Source organism: Flavobacterium bomense (genome assembly GCF_003970355.1).
Map to the genome: position 1 here is coordinate 22,876 of NZ_RYDJ01000008.1, position 18,557 is coordinate 41,432.

General features: G+C 35.3%; 13 protein-coding genes. 10 read left to right on the forward strand and 3 right to left on the reverse strand.

Annotated features, from left to right (window positions below; genetic code table 11):
- The first annotated feature begins 54 nt into the window (after positions 1-54).
- Complete coding sequence (locus tag EKL98_RS08460; protein ID WP_126454832.1) at positions 55-768, forward strand: YebC/PmpR family DNA-binding transcriptional regulator; 714 nt, start codon at positions 55-57, stop codon at positions 766-768.
- Between the two features lie 537 nt (positions 769-1,305).
- The gene (locus tag EKL98_RS08465; RefSeq protein WP_126562037.1) at positions 1,306-3,378 is read left to right on the forward strand and encodes a hypothetical protein; all 2,073 of its coding nucleotides are present in this window, start codon (positions 1,306-1,308) and stop codon (positions 3,376-3,378) included.
- Between the two features lie 83 nt (positions 3,379-3,461).
- Here EKL98_RS08465 and EKL98_RS08470 read toward each other — a convergent pair whose 3' ends face one another.
- Both EKL98_RS08470 and EKL98_RS08475 read right to left on the reverse strand, forming a co-directional pair.
- Positions 3,462-4,502, reverse strand: coding sequence for a PLP-dependent cysteine synthase family protein (locus tag EKL98_RS08470; RefSeq protein WP_126463342.1), 1,041 nt, complete (start codon positions 4,500-4,502; stop codon positions 3,462-3,464).
- A 70-nt stretch (positions 4,503-4,572) separates the two neighbouring features.
- Positions 4,573-6,708 (reverse strand): S9 family peptidase, encoded by a 2,136-nt coding sequence (locus EKL98_RS08475; protein WP_199740690.1) that lies wholly within the window; start codon positions 6,706-6,708, stop codon positions 4,573-4,575.
- Positions 6,709-6,778: 70 nt separating this feature from the next.
- On the opposite strand from EKL98_RS08475, the gene EKL98_RS08480 reads away from it, so the two are divergent.
- The gene (locus EKL98_RS08480) at positions 6,779-7,099 is read left to right on the forward strand and encodes a YbaB/EbfC family nucleoid-associated protein (RefSeq protein WP_126562038.1); all 321 of its coding nucleotides are present in this window, start codon (positions 6,779-6,781) and stop codon (positions 7,097-7,099) included.
- An 85-nt stretch (positions 7,100-7,184) separates the two neighbouring features.
- Here EKL98_RS08480 and EKL98_RS08485 read toward each other — a convergent pair whose 3' ends face one another.
- Positions 7,185-8,207, reverse strand: coding sequence for a threonine aldolase family protein (locus EKL98_RS08485; RefSeq protein WP_126456163.1), 1,023 nt, complete (start codon positions 8,205-8,207; stop codon positions 7,185-7,187).
- Positions 8,208-8,398: 191 nt separating this feature from the next.
- On the opposite strand from EKL98_RS08485, the gene prfB reads away from it, so the two are divergent.
- From prfB to EKL98_RS08520, 7 genes are all read left to right on the forward strand, one after another.
- Positions 8,399-9,497, forward strand: a protein-coding gene (prfB, locus tag EKL98_RS08490; RefSeq protein ID WP_126456165.1) for a peptide chain release factor 2 whose coding sequence is annotated in 2 segments (ribosomal slippage) — positions 8,399-8,461 and positions 8,463-9,497 — 1,098 coding nt in all. Because the reading frame shifts where the segments join, the coding sequence is not laid out codon by codon here.
- 665 nt (positions 9,498-10,162) lie between these two features.
- A complete protein-coding gene (locus tag EKL98_RS08495) occupies positions 10,163-11,545 on the forward strand; it encodes an NAD-dependent succinate-semialdehyde dehydrogenase (protein ID WP_126562039.1) in 1,383 nt (460 codons plus the stop codon).
- A gap of 55 nt (positions 11,546-11,600) precedes the next feature.
- On the forward strand, positions 11,601-13,565 hold the full coding sequence (locus EKL98_RS08500) for an aconitate hydratase (RefSeq protein WP_126562040.1): 1,965 nt from the start codon (positions 11,601-11,603) through the stop codon (positions 13,563-13,565).
- A 77-nt stretch (positions 13,566-13,642) separates the two neighbouring features.
- Entirely contained in the window at positions 13,643-14,641 is a 999-nt protein-coding gene (locus EKL98_RS08505; RefSeq protein WP_126463350.1) for an NADP-dependent oxidoreductase, read from the forward strand.
- A gap of 302 nt (positions 14,642-14,943) precedes the next feature.
- Positions 14,944-15,945, forward strand: coding sequence for a UDP-3-O-(3-hydroxymyristoyl)glucosamine N-acyltransferase (lpxD, locus tag EKL98_RS08510; protein ID WP_126562041.1), 1,002 nt, complete (start codon positions 14,944-14,946; stop codon positions 15,943-15,945).
- A 155-nt stretch (positions 15,946-16,100) separates the two neighbouring features.
- Positions 16,101-17,729 carry an acyl-CoA carboxylase subunit beta gene (locus EKL98_RS08515; RefSeq protein WP_126463354.1) on the forward strand — a complete coding sequence of 543 codons (1,629 nt, stop codon included), beginning with the start codon at positions 16,101-16,103 and terminating at the stop codon, positions 17,727-17,729.
- 317 nt (positions 17,730-18,046) lie between these two features.
- Complete coding sequence (locus EKL98_RS08520) at positions 18,047-18,469, forward strand: DoxX family protein (protein ID WP_126463356.1); 423 nt, start codon at positions 18,047-18,049, stop codon at positions 18,467-18,469.
- Positions 18,470-18,557: the final 88 nt, after the last annotated feature.

The following is an 18,557-nucleotide window of genomic DNA, read 5'->3' on the forward strand; positions in this document are numbered from 1 at the left end:
ATTGGATAAAGTTTAGAATAACTGTATTTTTGCAGTTCAAAATAAGAAATAGAAATGGGAAGAGCGTTTGAGTTTAGAAAAGGAAGAAAAATGAAACGTTGGTCAGCAATGGCCAAAGCATTTACCAGAATAGGAAAAGATATTGTAATGGCCGTAAAAGAAGGCGGACCAAATCCTGATGCCAATTCCAGATTACGAGCCGTGATCCAGAACTCTAAGGCAGTGAATATGCCAAAAGAAAATGTGGAACGCGCCATTAAAAAAGCAACCGATAAAGACACGGCCAATTATAAAGAAGTTTTATTTGAAGGATATGCACCCCATGGTATTGCCATTCTGGTTGAAACTGCTACTGATAATAATAACAGAACGGTGGCTAATGTTAGGAGTTATTTTAACAAATGCAATGGCACATTGGGAACACAAGGTTCAGTTGAATTTATGTTTGATCACACCTGTAATTTTAGAATCCCGGCAAACGGAATTGATCCTGAAGAACTAGAGTTAGAGTTAATCGATTTTGGTGCTGAAGAAGTTTTTGAAGACGAAGATGGTATTTTAATATATGCGCCCTTTGGAAGTTTTGGAACCATTCAAAAAGAATTAGAAAACAGAGGACTGGAAATTCTTTCTTCCGGATTTGAAAGAATCCCCCAAATTACTAAAAAACTATCGGAAGCTGAAATGGCCGATGTAGAAAAATTAATTGAAAAAATGGAAGAAGACGATGATGTCATGAACGTGTATCATACTATGGAAGAAGCATAAACTTAATTTCTACAATAACTAAAACTCTAGCTTCGGCTGGAGTTTTTTTGCCTGAAAATGTATGACTTTAAAATTAAGCCTCGGTCATTTATTGTTTTAAATGTCCTCTGGAGTATCCCATATCCTTTTTTATCAGGTGCTCAAATAATAAATAAAAAATAAAAAAATACAATATTTAATTAAAAAATATAAGTTCCATTATTTAGTGAATATAAGTTTAATTCACGGTCTACAATTAACACGAAGAGATTTAGCAAACGAGTATTTTTAATATATTTTTTCCTGATATCAAGTTTCTTATATTTGCCTACTTTTTGATAAATGCGACGCCCAAAAAACAAGCGAAACAGCCAGCAAGTGAGAGCATAATTATTTAAAAATAGAGCACCATCATTGAATATTAAGAATAAAAGGGAAAATTATTTTTTGTGACAATTTTCAGCAGAATGTAGTCCCTGATTGAATGCGTGTAGTGAATTAACTAAATATTCCTAATACAGAATATCGTTCTAAGGAACGTTTTAAATTATAACATATATGACAAACAACATTCTAATTGAAAATCAATATAAAAGAACCAGTTTATTTGAAAAAGAAAATGTAAACTATTTAGTGCGTATTTTAAAAAGGTTTAATACTGTACCAAAGATAAATAACATCAATATAATCACCTCAACTAGTGAGCCTACTATTTTCAAAATTATACCCAATAAATCGATTATAATTGGCTCGTCCTTTTTGAACAAACCTATTTTAGCTCTAGTTTATTTAAGATATGGTATTGAATGGCAGTTATGGTACAAAGCGTTGAATAACGAAAAAAAAGAGGCTGTTTTATGCGATATCGCTGCACTTGAAGTGATTCGAATATTTTATAATTTACTACCTAAAGATGATAAAGAAAAATTAGAAGATCTTGATTATGTTTTAATTAATTTAATCAAAAATGATACCTATTTAAATACAGAATCTTCATTAATAAACGAAGAGCTACAATCTTTCCATGGTTTAAAAAATTTAAATACTGAACTCAAAGAATCTTGGAAACCTATTATTGAAAATCTAGCAAAACCCACCGAATACTTATTAATGTCTGGAGGAGATCTTAGATTGAATATCGACGAAATTCATTTGCTAAACAAATACGGATGTCGCCCATTCCCAAGACCTGATGCATTTACTTTTGCCTCATCTACGGCGTCCAGCGTTTCAAATTTTGCTTTTGATAAAACCGATAAAGTGAGAAGTATATTAATTAGAAACAGCTTGAAAAACAGTTTTAAAAATACTACTACCGAGTTTTCTGAATTACTAAAAAATAACCTTAGAAAAATATTTAAATTAAATGAGGAATGTGAAATAATTTTTTCTCCATCAGGTACCGATTCGTCGCTGCAAATAGCAGCTATAACACAAATTATTTCCGACAAAGAAATTACACACATTTTGGTGGCCTCTGATGAAACTGGTAGTGGCGTTGCTGCCGCCTTAAAAGGATGCCACTTTGAAAACACTACTGCACTAAATTATCCAATTAAAAAAGACACTAAAATTGAAGGCTTTAGAGAGGTTGATTTAATTAAAATCCCTTTTCGAGATGAAAATGGCGCATCAAAATCTTCTGCTCAATTAGATAAGGAAGTATTTGATGCCGTTATCAAGACCAAAAATCAAGGCAGGCACATAGTGTTACATACTATGGACCAATCAAAATTAGGGTATCAATCTCCCAGTGACGAATTTATAAAAAAACTAAATACACTTGAAAATTTATCAATTCAGATTATTGTAGATGGCTCACAGCTTAGATTAGATCCAAAAGACATACAAAATTATTTAAACAAAGGGTATATTGTTACTATAACAGGAAGTAAATTTTTCACGGGCCCTCCATACTGCGGTGCATTAATTTTACCTAAAAGTGTCAACAAATTAATACATTCTGTAAAAAACACATTGCCCAAAGGTTTAACCCAATATTACAATCATTCTGATTGGCCGGCTTCTTGTTTTTGTTCCAATGAATTATCCGATGGGTATAACTATGGTTCCTATATGCGCTGGAATGCGGCCGTAGTTGAAATGGACAGATACTACAAAACACCTGTTTTATATCGAAATATGGGTATTGAGATGTTTTGCAATTTTGTTGATGATTCCATAAAAGAAGCCACTTTTTTACAGCCTATTTATGGTGATGAAACAAAAACGAAGAGTTACAGCAGTAAAGAATTTGGAATACGAAATATCCGTACCATTTTTCCTTTCTTTATTTTTAAAGATAATGAAGTTTTATCTGTTGATAACGTAAAAAAATTATATACGTTATTAAATACTGATTTATCGGATCAGTTTGAAGGTTCTTCATTAGAAATCATTCGGCTTGCTGCCCAAAAATGCCATATTGGTCAAGCAGTTAATGTAAAATATACTACTGAAATTGAAAGTGCTATTTTAAGAATTAGTTTGGGAGCAAGAGTTATTTCTGAAAGTTGGGTCAACAGAGATATTAGTCTCTTTTTTAGAAACATAGAATTACAAATGAGCCAGATCACGATCACTATTAAAAAAATCGAATTAATACTTAGTACTCCTGAATTATTGGATTAACCAAAAAAGTATTCTTCTTTATATGATCAATAAAAAAGTCCCATTTGCAAAAGCTAATGGGACTTTTTATTTATAATTTCAACTTATTTTATCATTTCTATTTTTTGAACTTCTTCTTGGTTTATACTGTCAAAGAAACCTTGTTCATGCATCCAATCATCACTAAATACTTTACTCATATAACGAGAACCGTGATCTGGAAATATGGCAATAACAACACTGTTAACATCAAACTCTCCTTCATCAGCATATTGCTTGATGGCTTGCAAAACAGCTCCTGAAGTATATCCTACAAATAAACCTTCTTTCCTTGTGATTTCTCGAGCCGCATGAGCACTTTCTTCGTCAGTTACTTTCATGAATTTATCAATAATATCAAAATCCGTTGCTGATGGAATTAAGTTCTTCCCTAAACCTTCTATTCGGTACGGATAAATTTCATCATTATCGAATTCTCCAGTTTCATGGTACTTTTTTAATACGGATCCAAAAGCATCGACTCCAAGAATTCTAATGTTTGGATTTTGTTCTTTTAAGTATTTTGCAGTACCGGAAATAGTTCCTCCTGTTCCACTACAAGCAATTAAGTGTGTGATTGCTCCATTTGTTTGCTTCCAAATTTCCGGACCGGTAGACTTATAATGCGCATCAACATTCAACTGATTGAAATATTGGTTGATATACACCGAGCCTTTCGTTTCTTCATGCAAACGTTTGGCAACATTATAATACGAACGTTTATCATCAGCAGAAACATGCGCCGGACAAACATACACTTTAGCGCCTAAGCTGCGAAGCATGTCTATTTTGTCTTTAGATGATTTAGAACTAACAGCCAGAATACAGCTATATCCTTTTATAATACTCACCATTGCTAAACTAAAACCCGTATTGCCGGATGTTGTTTCAATTATAGTATCACCAGGAGATAAAACACCTCTCTTTTCAGCTTCTTCAATTATGTGCAATGCTATTCTGTCTTTGGAGGAATGTCCCGGATTAAAAGCTTCTACTTTTGCATAAAAAGCACCTTCTAACTCTTCAGTGACTTTATTTAACTTAATAAGAGGAGTATTACCTATAAGTTCTAAGACATTATTGTAAGCGTTTACTTTTTTTTTCATAAAAAAATAGTTAGTTGCAGCAATTTCTAATTACACCTCGAAAGTTACAAATTTAACAAAAAAAAGCTGTTTAGTTTTTAATTTTTTCTAAATCTAATAAAAAACTATATTCCTTTGCTAATTCCTTTAAGGCTTCAAACCGACCTGAAGCACCGCCGTGACCCGCATCCATATTCGTATTAAGATATAAAACGGTATCATTTGTTTTTTGAGTACGGAGCTTTGCAACCCACTTGGCAGGCTCCCAATATTGTACTTGTGAATCATGAAGTCCGGTAGAAACGAACATATTAGGATAGTTTTGAGCTTTTACGTTGTCATAAGGAGAGTAGGATGCCATATAATCATAATATTTTTTCTCGTTTGGATTGCCCCATTCATCATATTCTCCTGTTGTAAGCGGAATCGTGTCATCAAGCATCGTGGTGATAACATCTACAAAAGGAACCTGCGCAATTACTCCGTTGTACAATTCCGGCGCCATATTGACAACTGCTCCCATTAATAATCCACCTGCTGAACCGCCCTCGGCATATAAATGTTTTGGTGAAGTATATTTTTCCTGAATCAAAAACTTAGAACAATCAATAAAATCAGTGAAGGTGTTTTTCTTTTTCAATAATTTTCCGTCCTCATACCATTGTCTTCCTAAATCTTCACCACCGCGAATGTGTGCTATGGCAAATACAAATCCTCGATCCAAAATTGACAAACGCGTAGATGAAAAATAAGCATCCATGGTAACGCCGTATGAACCGTAGGCATAAAGCAATACCGGATTATTCCCATCTTTTTTCAACCCCTTTTTGTACACCATAGAAATGGGTACTTTGGTACCATCTGTTGCTGTGGCCCAAACACGCTCTTCGATATAATTATTTTTATCAAATTTACCCCCAAGAACCTGTTGCTCTTTCTTGATTTCTTTCTCTTTGGTTTTCATATTAAAGTCAATAACTGAAGATGGCGTTGCCAATGATTGGTAACTGTAACGCAAAATATCAGTATCAAAATCCACATTTGTCGTCGTATATGCGCTATACGTTTCGCTTCCAAAAGGCAAATAATATTCTCCTTCTCCACTCCAAGGCATAATACGAATGTGGTTCAAACCATTGGAACGTTCTTCTACAACTAAATAGTTTCTAAAAATTTCGATATCTTCCAGTAAAACGTCTTTTCGATGCGCAATGACATCTTTCCAATTTTCTTTTGCAGTAGCGTTTTCAGGGGTTTTCATCAACTTGAAGTTAGTTGCTTTGTCCTTATTGGTCATGATATAAAAAGAATCTCCAAAATGAGAAATACTGTATTCTAAGCCGCGAACCCTTGGTTGAAAAACCACAAACTCTCCATCTGGAGTATCTGAATTTAAAATTCTGTACTCGGTTGTTAAGGTACTTCCGGAGCCTATTACAATATATTTTTTTGATTTTTCTTTGCCTACAGAAACATTGAACGTATCGTCTTTTTCATTAAAAACTAATATATCAGTAGCTGAATCTGTGGCTAATTTATGTTTAAAAACTTTATCAGACCGCAAGGTAACTTTATCTTGTCTGGTGTAAAATATCGTTTTATTATCATTGGCCCAAACAGAACTTCCAGTAGCATTTTCAATCTTATCCGAAAGAATTTCTTCCGTCTCTAAGTTTTTGATTTGTATCGTATAAATACGTCTTCCAACGGTATCAATACCAAAACTCGCAAATTTATTGTCCGGACTCACGCTCAAACCACCCAATTGAAAGTAAGAATGGTCTTTAGCTAAGTCATTACAGTTGAATAAAATTTCCTCAGTAGCGGTAAGACTTCCTTTTTTTCTGGAATAAATGGGATAATCCTTTCCGGTTTCAAAACGCGTGATATAATAGTAACCATTGTATAAGTAAGGAACCGATTGATCGTCTTCCTTGATGCGGGCTTTCATTTCTTCGTATAATTCTTTCTGAAACCCTTTTGTATCCACAGTCATGGCTTCATAATACGTATTTTCTTGATTCAAATAATCAATCACTTCCAGGTTCTCTCTCTCGTTTAACCAGAAATAATTATCTACCCGTTTTTGGTTGTGTTTTTCTAAAGTTTTTGGAATTATTTTAGCTACGGGAGAAGGAATATTTTTTGACATTTGTTGCGCTTTTATATTAGTAATTGATGGTGCAAAAATAACACAAAGACAACTTAAGACGAGTTTATTTTTCATGAATATTTTATTGATTATAACTATGCAATATAGTAATTTTGTAAATCAAATTAATTTAAAAAATTAAAACATGGATTTAATGGGAATGATGGGCAAACTTAAAGAGACCAAACAAAAGATAGAAGACACAAAAAAACGTTTAGATACTGTTCTTATAGACGAACAAAGCACTGATGGTTTATTGAAAGTTACTTTGACTGCCAACAGAACCCTAAAATCAATTATTATTGACGACACTCTATTAGCAGATAAAGAGCAACTGGAAGATTATTTGATTTTAGTATTGAATAAAGCAATCGAAAAAGCGACAAATGTCAATCAGAGCGAACTGGATGTCGTTACTAAAATGGATATGCCAATGATTCCCGGAATGGAAGATTTGTTTAAATAAAAAAGTTTAAAGTTTAAGGTTTAACGTTTTTTGATCACGATAAAAACTTTAAACCTTAAACTTTAAACAAATTCTCCAAGAAGAACTATACTAACTTCTGCAAGGTTTCCAATACATAGGTATGCATAACTTCCTTATAATCAAGATGCGTGACTATTCGCAGTTTTCCATGCCCCATGGAACTGATTAAAATATTTTTTTGCTTTAACAATTCAATTAAATTCTTTTCGATACAATTTGGAACCAACGAGAAAATCAAAATATTAGTTTCAACCGGCTCTACTGATGCAACCCAGCTTACCTTTTTCAAAACTTCGGCAATTTCTTTCGCTCGCCTATGATCTTCAGCAAGGCGTTCTATATTATTGTCCAAGGCATAAATTCCGGCTGCTGCCAAATAGCCTACCTGACGCATTCCGCCACCTAATATTTTTCGAATTCGCAATGCTCTGTGAATCGTGGCTTTGTCCGCTAACAACACCGAACCAATTGGTGCTCCCAAACCTTTAGACAAACAAACCGAAATGGTATCAAATAATTCACCAAATGCTTTTGGATCTTGATTTTTGGCTACCAAAGCATTCCAGATTCGGGCGCCATCCAGGTGAAATTTCAAATTATTAGCATCACAAACCTTTTTTATTTTTTGCAAATCTTCCAGTTCATAGCAAGCGCCGCCACCTTTATTAGTGGTGTTTTCTACACAAACTAAACTTGTTAAAGGACTGTGGTAAAACTCCGGATCATTGATGGCTCCAGCCACTTGCTCTGCAGTTATCATTCCGCGGTTTCCGTCTAATAAGCAACAAGAAACGCCACTATTGAAGGAAACACCGCCGCCTTCATAATGGTATACATGTGCATATTTGTCAGCAATTAATTGTTCTCCGGGTTGGGTATGCAATTTTATCGCTGTTTGATTGGCCATCGTTCCTGAGGGAAAAAAAAGACCCGCTTCCATACCAAACATCTCAGCAACTCTGGCTTCTAGGGCTATAACTGTAGGATCTTGTTTGTAAACATCATCGCCTACTTCAGCATTTAACATATGAACCAGCATTTCACGTGAAGGTTTCGTGATTGTGTCGCTAACTAAATTTATTTCCATATTTATTTTTATTTTCAGTACGGACAATTCGCGAATTGTCCCTTCGTAAAATTTTTCTATTTTTGTGCCACAAATTTACACAATACCGTTTATTAATTCCAACTAGTTCCGTTAAAACTACACTAATTGTAGTACACGGCAGCAATTTTGATAAATTATTGAAAACAGACCAACCAAATTAATATAATTTTATGACAACTACCGAACAAATTAAAGGTATTGTAGAGCGCCTTGGTGCGTTGAGGAGGTATCTTTGACGTTGATGCCAAGCTAATTGAGATCTCAAACGAAGAAGAAAAAACCTTTGCCCCTGATTTTTGGAACAATCCAAAAGAAGCTGAGATCATTGTAAAAAATCTGCGAAATAAGAAAAAGTGGATTGAAGATTACAATAAAGCAGTCGAAATGACGGATGAATTGCAACTTGCCTATGATTTTTACAAAGAAGGTGAACTTACCGGAGAAGAATTAGACGAACATTACTACGCCACTCAAGCGCATATTGAAGCCATTGAATTCAAGAACATGCTCTCGGACGAAGGGGATACTTTGAGTGCTGTGGTACAAATTACTGCTGGTGCCGGTGGAACCGAAAGTTGTGATTGGGCCGAAATGCTCATGCGCATGTACATGATGTGGGGCGAAAAATACGGTTACAAAATCAAAGAACTGAATTTCCAGAAAGGAGAAGCTGCCGGTATCAAGACCGTAACACTCGAATTTGAAGGCGATTATTCTTTTGGATATTTAAAAGGCGAAAACGGCGTGCATCGACTGGTACGAATTTCTCCTTTTGACAGCAATGCCAAACGTCATACCTCATTTGCATCCGTTTACGTGTATCCACTGGTAGATGATAGCATCGAAATTGACATCAATCCTGCTGACATTGAGATCACGACTTCGCGATCCAGCGGAGCTGGTGGACAAAATGTAAATAAGGTGGAAACTAAAGTACAATTGTTTCATAAACCTACCGGAATTCAAATACAATGTTCCGAAACGCGATCGCAGCAAGACAACAGACAGCGTGCCATGCAGATGTTACGCTCTCAATTGTACGAAATTGAGTTAAAAAAGAAACAGGCACAACGCGCTGATATTGAAGCTGGTAAAATGAAAATAGAATGGGGTTCCCAAATCAGAAATTATGTCATGCAACCTTATAAGTTAGTCAAAGATGTTCGCACCGGTTATGAAACCAGCAACGTTGACGGCGTTATGAATGGAGAAATTGATGAGTTCCTGAAAGCTTATCTAATGATGATGGGACAAAAGGAAGAGGAATAAAATACCATTTAGTTAAAATAAAACAGATCCTACCGGCTTTAAAGTCGGTGGGATTTTTTTTATAGATAAACCCCTTTTTTAACGGCTACATTTTATCATGTTACTTAAGGCATCATACTACTATTTACCTTTTTTTCTAAAGCCATTAGAAAACGGTATTATTTTCTGCTTAGTAATTATTCACGACCCACAATTGCATCCCATTTTCAATGCTAATTTTTTTCTGTTTTGAAAGTAACACTATTATGAAGAAAAATTAATTTAAAAAATATCCTGTTGTATTAATCTAAACCGCTATAATTACTATTTCTTGTCTTGTTTTAATTAAAAAAAGTAAAAATTAGCACCATCCATCCAAATGTAAAAAAAGGAAGACGAAAAGAAACAACATTTAAAAAGAAGGCTTTTTAGATGTGTTTACTTTACGCATAAAAAAAAGTTAATGTGGGAATTATGTAAGTCTTATTCCTCATAATATTTTTATCTTTGTTATTCAATAATTGTTATTACAAACTAGAACAATTTTATTTTTTTCAAAAAAACCAATCTACTTCGTAAAAATTTCCTAACCAATTATTGAATTATACATGCTAAAACCATCTGTTTTACAGTATAAATTATTTTTGGCAGAAGCCAAAAATTAATCTTCTTTAAATATTAGAATTATGGCCATACAAACAACGAATCCCGCAACAAACAAAGTTTTGAAATCATTTGATGAAATGACCGACAAGCAAGTAGATGATGCCATTGTACAAGCTGCCAATACCTTCCAAGATTGGAAAAAAACATCATATTCTGAAAGAGCGGCTGTTTTAAACAAAGTAGCTTCTTTAATGAGAAAGAAGAAAACAGCTTTGGCTACTTTGATTACACTCGAAATGGGAAAAATATTTTCACAGGCAGAAGGTGAAGTTGAATTAAGTGCTAATATATTAGATTATTATGCTAAAAATGGCGAAACCTTTTTGGCCGATAAAAAATTAGAGCCTGAACTTGGCGAAGCCATTATCAGATCAAGCCCAATTGGGGTTTTACTGGGTGTTCAACCCTGGAATTTCCCTTTTTATCAGGTAGCGCGTTTTATTGCGCCAAACATTATGGTGGGAAACACTATCTTGATAAAACACGCTTCTATGGTTCCTCAATGTGCAATTGCAATTCAAGATTTATTTAAAGAAGCGCAAGCGCCAATTGGATTATACACTAATTTGTTAATCTCAGGAAAGAGAGCTTCAGCCATTGTTTCTGACAAAAGAATCAAAGGCGTTTCACTTACCGGTAGTGAAGCCGCTGGTGCAAGTTTAGCTGCAGAAGCTGGTAAAAACCTTAAGAAATCAGTTTTAGAATTAGGAGGTAATGATGCCTTAATCGTTTTAGAAGATGCCGATATTGATAAAACTGTAGAATGGGCCGTAGTTGGCCGAATGAACAATAATGGACAAAGCTGTATCGCTTCCAAAAGAATTATTGCTATAGAAGCTATTGCTGATGAATTTATCGAAAAGTACACAGCTAAACTAGCTAAATTAAAAGTAGGAGATCCAATGGATTCAAATACAGAATTAGGTCCATTGAGTAGTGAAGAAGCTTTATTACACTTAGTAGATCAAGTGGAAAGATCAGTTGCTGCTGGAGCTACCGTTTTACTCGGAGGAAAAAGAGTTGATGGTCCGGGAGCCTTTATGGAACCTACCATTCTAACGGATCTAAATCCTGAAATTCCAGCATATCACGAAGAATTATTCGGACCAGTTTCCTCTTTTTACAGAGTAAAAGACGAAGCTGCTGCAATTGCCTTGGCGAATGATTCTGATTTTGGTTTAGGAGGATCCATATTTACTAAAGATATCGAACGTGGAAAACGACTTGCTGATCAGATTGATTCTGGAATGGTATTTATCAATCACCCAACTTGGACACAAGCCGATTTACCTTTTGGAGGAACCAAAGGTTCTGGTTACGGTAGAGAACTCTCTGAAATTGGAATTCATGAATTTGTAAATAAAAAATTAATTCGTGTCAGTGGAATATCTGATCCGTTCTAGAATAAAACAATATCTCGATTTTTAGATTTAAGAAAAGTATCTAAACGCACAAAATATGTCAAAATTAAACGTTAGTCAAAAATTAATCCAATCGCATCTTTTACATGGTGAAATGATTGCGGGTCAGGAAATTGGAATCCGGATCGATCAGGCTTTATTGCAAGATGCAACCGGAACATTGGTCCAATTAGAATTAGAAGCCATGGGTCTAAAAAAAGCCAAAACGGAAGTTGCGGTTCAATATGTGGATCACAATCTTTTGCAAACGGATTCTAAAAATGCCGATGACCATTTATTTTTACTTTCGGCGGCACAAAGATTTGGTCTTTGGTACAGTCGTCCCGGAAATGGCGTAAGTCACCCGGTGCACATGGAACGTTTTGGCAAACCGGGAAAAACACTCGTTGGGTCCGATAGTCATTCTTGTGCTGCAGGGTCTTTGGGCATGCTGGCCATTGGAACCGGTGGTTTAGATGTTGCAGCTGCAATTGCAGGTCAACCTTATTTTGTCAAAATGCCAAAAGTAATGGGTGTAGAACTCAGCGGTAAACTACCCGATTGGGTTAGTGCCAAAGATGTCATTCTAGAAATGCTAAGACGCTATGATGTAAAAGGCGGAGTGGGAAAAATTATAGAATATTATGGTGAAGGATTGAAAAATCTGAGCGTGATGGACCGCCATGTAATTGCCAATATGGGTGCTGAATTAGGTGCTACAACAACTGTATTCCCCAGTGATGATGAAACCAAACGGTTTTTAATTTCCCAAAATCGGGAATCTGACTGGACGGAATTAATTGCCGATTCAGGAGCAACTTATGATGAATATGCAGCAATCAATTTGGGCGATTTAGTTCCTTTGATTGCCCTGCCTACAAGTCCTGGAAATGTAGTTCCTGTGAGCGAAGTTGCCGGAAAAGAAATTGGTCAAGTCGTAATAGGCTCTTCTGCAAATCCTGGATTACGAGATTTTTGGATTGCCGGAGTGATCGTAAAAGACAAAACAATCAACAGTGCAGTTTCATTTGATGTCAATCCTACTTCGAGACAAACAATTCAAAACATGCTAAAGAATTTTACTTTTGCAAATTTGATTACTGCTGGTGCTCGTTTTCATCAATCAGGTTGTATGGGTTGTATAGGAATGGGGCAAGCTCCCGCTACCGGAACAATCAGTTTAAGAACCATGCCTCGAAATTTCCCAAGTCGTTCTGGAACAGAAGATGATCAGGTTTATTTGTGTAGTCCCGAAACGGCTGCTGCATCTGCCCTGACAGGAAAAATCACAGATCCTAGAGATATGGAAAAAATCTATGGCATGAAATATCCTAAATTTGAGAATCCTGAAGTAGAAATTATCAATACTGATATGCTCGTGGCTCCCCTAAAAGATGGATTAGGAGTTGAATTACATAAAGGTCCAAATATCAAATCGATTCCTGAAATTGAAGCTTTACAACAAGACTATCGAATTCCTATTTTATTAAAAATGGGCGATAATGTATCTACAGATGAAATTTTGAAAGCCGGAGCCGATGTACTTCCCTTAAGAAGTAATATTCCTGAAATCAGTAAATATGCTTTTAGTGTGATCGATCCTAGTTTTTATGACCGAGCCATGAAATCTAAAAAAGAATTTGGTGGACATATCGTTATTGCAAAAGAAAATTATGCCCAAGGTTCCAGTCGGGAACATGCCGCTCTTGCTCCTAAATATTTGGGGCAAGTGGCTGTTATTGCCCAAAGTTATGCCCGTATTGCTTGGCAAAATTTAGTCAATTTTGGAATTGTGCCTTTAGAATTTATAAACGTTTCTGATTATGACAAAATGGAACAGGGAGATTTGATCCGTTTTAAAAACCTCCGTGAAGATGTTGTCAATAGAAATAATATAAAAGTAGTGATCGAAAAAGGGGACGGAAGCACTTTAGAATTTGAAACCAAACACAGTTTAAGTGATCGTCAAATTAACGTACTTGCAAAAGGGGGAATCATAAATGATTTCAGAACCAAACTATAAATTAGTTTTAAAAAAGAAAACAGGAAACAAAACTTCATTAGCTAATGGCTAATGGAGTTTTTATTAAACAAAAAAAAATGAAAACGAAACAAATCGTATTAGCATCAAGACCTAATGGAATTCCAACATTGAATGATTTTAGATCTGAAAATATAGAATTAAACGATCTAAAAAAAGGAGAAGTCCTTTTAAAAGGATTGTATTATTCCGTAGATCCCTATATGCGCGGTCGAATGAATGAAGGAAAATCGTATGTACCTCAATTTGAATTAGACCAACCTATAGAGGGCGGAGTTTTGGCTACTGTAGTAGAATCAAAATCCGATCTTTTCAAAACAGGAGATACTGTTCTGGGCGCTTTGCCTTGGAGCGAACAAATGATTGCCTCTGAAAAAGGCCTGCAAAAAATTGAATCAACAGTAGAATCCCTAACATATTATTTAGGAATACTGGGAATGACAGGACTTACCGCTTATTTTGGTCTAATGCAAATTGGAAAACCAAAAGCGGGAGAAACCGTTGTGGTATCAGGAGCCGCAGGAGCCGTTGGGATAGTAGTAGGCCAACTTGCAAAAATCCAAGGTGCTCGTGTAATAGGAATTGCCGGTTCTGATGAAAAAGTAAAAATGCTAAAAGAAGAATTTGGCTATGACGAAGTCGTCAATTACAAAACAAATACCAATATGAAATCCACAATTGCTAAATTATGTCCAAACGGTGTGGATGTTTATTTTGACAATGTAGGTGGCAGTATTTCTGATGCGGTTATCGAAAACCTGAATTTTCATTCCAGAATTGCTTTGTGTGGACAAATTTCCCTATACAACAGCACCGAAATACCAATGGGACCCCGAATCCAACCCATGTTATTAACCCGAAGTGTATTAATGCAGGGTTTTATTATCAATAATTTTCAAAAAGACTTTCCAGAAGGAATTGCACACTTATCAAAATGGGTCAATGAAGGAAAATTGAAGTTTACAGAAACTATAGTAGAAGGTTTTGATCAATTACCTACAGCGCTACTTGGTTTATTTAAAGGAGAAAACAATGGAAAAATGATTGTGAAAAGATAATTTATCCGAGTCAAATAAATAGAAAATAGCCGGTACTTATAATTAAGTACCGGCTATTTGTTTTATAATTAACCCCAACCATTCAATCAACAAAGTCTCTACCGCTAACTGTTGTTTGCTATTTATTGTAATCAATCAGCATTTCCTCATGTCCAAAGGATAAGGAACAATTACAATATTGTATTCACAATTTATATAACCACTCCATTTATTCCTGTTAAAGAAATTAGTAAGATTAGGAATTTCAACGCTAAATTCTTTTATTTGAAAAATATTAAACAACCAAATCCAATCTACACGGAATGAAATCTTATACAATCCAAGAAATTAATGCGATTCTTAATGGCGTAATTATAGGGAATACTACCCAAAACATTACTGCTCCTGAACAATTAGAAATGGCTACCGCTTCCGAAATTTCATTCATTGGAAACAAAAAATACGAAAAATTATGGTTTACTTCCAATGCTTGTGCGGCAGTGGTCAATGAAGATATTGCTATAGAACCCGGAGAAAATAGAGCTTTCATAAAAGTTAAAAATGCTGATTTAGCGATGTCTCAGGTACTAGAACTCTTTGCTCCACCAACACCAGTATTTACTATTGACATTCATCCCAGTGCTGTGATTGATCCAACTGCCTCTATTTGCACTGGTGCCCGAATTGGTGCTGGCTGTTATATAGGACCTAATGTCATAATTGGAGACAACTCCACTGTATATCCTAATGTGACCATTCTAGATGAATGTACGATTGGTAAAAACACAGTAATCTGGTCAGGAACGGTTATCAGAGAACGATGTCACATTGGCAATGATTGTATTTTGCATCCTAATGCGACTATAGGTGCGGATGGTTTTGGTTTTCGGCCTGACCCACAAAGAGGTTTGGTCAAAATTCCGCAAATTGGAAATGTAATTATTGGTAATAGTGTCGAAATTGGCGCTAATACCTGTGTGGACAGAGGCAAATTCAGTTCAACCATTTTAGGTGACGGCTGTAAAATTGATAATCTAGTCCAAATTGGGCATAACAGCAAACTAGGTAAGTTTTGTATTATGGCTGGAAACAGTGGATTAGCAGGCTCTGTAACATTAGGAAATGGCGTAATCATTGGCGGAAGCGCTTCTATAAAGGATCACACCTCCATAGGCGATGGTGCGATTGTAGGTGCCGGTTCCGGTGTAACAGGAGATATTCCTGCAGGAAAAACCATGCTAGGGTATCCGGCCGTTGAAGCTCGTGATGCACTCAAACAATGGGCAATTTTAAAAAGACTTGTAAATGAATCCAAACATAAATAACCTTTTTTTTTATTAAATTCATAAAAAAGCAGGAGGTAACTTCTGTTTTTTTGTTTTTAAATCAAAAAAATATTCCGTTTTCTTTCTAAACCAATAAAATTTATTTAGTTGAATTTTGTATTTTAGCCCAAAATTATTTTTAACATTCTTTCATCATGGATTTAAACTTCAACAAAAACGAAGACCACAATAAACTTTTACTTTCCGCATTGCGACAAAAATTAAGCATAGTTAAATTAGGCGGCGGTGAAAAACGCATTCAAAAATTACATGGTGAAGGCAAAATGACCGCTCGTGAACGTATTGATTATTTATTGGATCCAAAAGCGAAATGCATTGAAATTGGAGCATTTGTTGGTGAAGGAATGTATGCAGAACACGGTGGATGCCCATCAGGTGGTGTCGTGGTAAAAATAGGATACATCAGAGGCAAACAATGTATTGTTGTAGCCAATGATGCTACCGTAAAAGCGGGAGCCTGGTTTCCTATAACGGCCAAGAAAAACTTACGGGCACAGGAAATTGCTATGGAAAACCGACTGCCAATTATTTATTTAGTAGATAGCGCCGGAGTATATTTGCCTTTGCAAGATGAAATTTTCCCGGACAAAGAACATTTTGGACGTATTTTTAGAAATAATGCCCAAATGAGCAGCATGGGAATTACCCAAATTGCTGCTGTAATGGGAAGTTGCGTCGCCGGTGGAGCTTATTTACCCATCATGAGTGACGAAGCTTTGATTGTCGAAAAAACAGGAAGTATTTTCTTGGCAGGAAGTTATCTTGTCAAAGCTGCTATTGGCGAAAGTATTGATAATGAAACTCTGGGCGGAGCAACTACCCATTGTGAAATTTCCGGTGTGACCGACTATAAAGCCAAAGACGATAAAGATGCATTGGATAAAATAAAAAATATAGTTGATAAAATAGGTGATTTTGATAAAGCTGGTTTCAGCCGAATTAAATCCCAAAAACCAGCATTAGACGAAAAAGAAATCTACGGTGTTTTGCCAAAAGCCAGAAATGAGCAGTATGACATGATGGAAATCATCAATCGTTTAGTAGACAATTCAGAATTTGAAGCTTATAAAGACGGCTATGGCCAAACTATTATCACTGGTTATGCCAGAATAGATGGTTGGGCAGTGGGAATTGTTGCCAACCAACGAAAAGTGGTAAAAACTAAAAATGGTGAAATGCAGTTTGGTGGCGTAATCTACTCCGATAGTGCAGATAAAGCCACCCGTTTTATTGCCAATTGCAACCAGAAAAAAATCCCATTGATCTTTGTTCAAGATGTTACTGGATTTATGGTAGGATCTAAATCAGAACATGGAGGAATTATAAAAGACGGTGCCAAAATGGTAAATGCGGTATCCAATTCCGTTGTACCAAAATTCACTGTAATTGTAGGAAATTCATATGGTGCTGGAAATTATGCCATGTGCGGAAAAGCGTATGATCCAAGATTAATATTCGCCTGGCCAAGTGCGGAATTAGCCGTTATGGGCGGAACCCAAGCTGCAAAAGTGCTGGCTCAAATTGAAGCCTCTTCGCTTAAAGCAAAAGGAGAACTCGTAGATGAAATAAAAGAAAAAGAATTATTTGATAAAATAAAAGCCAGATATGACGAGCAAGTTTCGCCTTATTATGCCGCATCACGATTATGGACAGATGCTATTATTGATCCCTTAGACACCCGAACTTGGATCTCTATGGGAATAGAAGCGGCTAACCACTCGCCTATTGATAAAAAATTTAACTTAGGAATTATTCAAGTTTAACTCCTAATTTACTGGCACTTATATTTATTATTTTGCACACATATAATTGCCTTTATTCAAAGTATTGGTAGTTATAGCATTAGCCCCTTTGCGATATAACGTGCTGAAAATCTAAACCAAATTCATTTTAATTATTTAATATACTTACTTACGCTGTACTTATAAATTAAGACAGCATTATTAGTGGTTTATTCTCAATAGCTGACATACTATTTTTTTGAACAAAAAAACAATCAAAGTTTAGTTTTCTTTAACAATTATAATTTATTATATTAAAATTCAGTAACTTAGTACTAAATATTTAAAACTATAGTATTATGAATAGCGTAAAAAATTTAAATAAATGGGCGAATACGCACACTTATTTAACCGTGGATTTGGTACGAATAACACTTGGTGTATTTTTGTTTATGAAAGGAATCTCTTTTATAACGAACATCCAATATTTAAATGATCTAATATCTCCAATTGACAGGATTGGTGGCGGAATGTTCCTTATCCACTATATTGCTCCAGCACACATGGTAGGTGGTATAATGATTGCTTTTGGTTTACTGACAAGATGGGCTATAATAACACAACTTCCCATATTGGTAGGTGCTACTATAATAAATTTTATGGGAGCAATGCATTCCCAAAATTTACTATTGGCATTGCTAATATTAGGAGCTTGCATATTTTTCTTATTCTACGGAAGCGGGAAAAATTCAGCTGATTATTATTTTAAAATGCAGCAATAATTTAATAAAAAAACATCCCTAATTTTGATCAGAATCATTTTTTAGATAATAAAAAAACGCTTATAACAGGATTTATATAATCGGTTAC